Origin of the sequence: Athalassotoga sp., from assembly GCF_049965695.1 — a bacterium.
Taxonomy (GTDB): domain Bacteria; phylum Thermotogota; class Thermotogae; order Mesoaciditogales; family Mesoaciditogaceae; genus Athalassotoga.
The window spans coordinates 1-788 of sequence record NZ_JBMFWB010000065.1 but is presented as its reverse complement, the minus strand read 5'-3'; the positions used below and the strand labels follow the sequence as shown (position 1 = coordinate 788).

The window sequence follows — 788 nt, the reverse complement described above, 5'->3', positions numbered from 1 at the left end:
CCCCATTTTAGGATTTATTCTGTGAATTTAACTCTCATTTGGACAAACTGTAAAAATCTATGCCAGGTCTCATGGCATTGTAATACCAGCCCTTTACCCATGTTCTTTCGACATGGTAAGCGTATGGCTGATCTGTCCAGATGTAGAGCGCATTCTCATAAGAAAGCATTGAAAGTTTCTCGGCTATTGCCGCACGCTGAGATGGAACGACGTTGGTTATCAGATCGTTGACAAGTGGATCGAGATTTTTCTGCGCATAGTCTATAAAGTTCTGACCTAACGCTGCACCGTAAGCACCCGTTGATGCAAAGTAAGCATCTGCAAAGTCGTAAGGATCAGGATAATCTGCAAGCCATCCCATCATGTACATAGGCAGTTTCTCGGCAAGGTAGTCGTTGAGGAAGTTTGACCAAAGTTCTCCGACAACGTTTATCTGGAATTTGGGGTTAATCTGCCTTGCATAATTGCTCAAAGCCTGAAGGGCAATTTGGCGTGTGGTGTTTCCGGTGTTGTAGACTGCCGTGAATTTAAAGCCTTTTTGCCAGAGTTCGCCGTTGTAGGCCTTTTTGAAGTATTCGGTGGCCTTTGCAAGGTCTTGTTGATACATAGGAATGTTAGGATCGTACCCAAGCAATCCTTCTATTATACAACTGTTAGGCTGCATGGCATTTCCGTTCCATGCCTGCTGAATGTACTGCTGGTATGGGAATAAGTATTCGAATGCCTTTCTGACATCCAAATTGGAGAAGAAATCGGGTGGAATTCCGTTGCCATCCAATTTGCCGGAT

1 protein-coding gene is annotated in these 788 nt (G+C 44.3%); it reads right to left on the bottom strand.

Going from position 1 to position 788, the window contains the following annotated elements:
* Positions 1 to 34 precede the first annotated feature (34 nt).
* On the bottom strand, positions 35 to 788 hold a 754-nt coding region (locus ACP5NR_RS08755), incomplete at its 5' end, for an ABC transporter substrate-binding protein (RefSeq protein ID WP_428006365.1).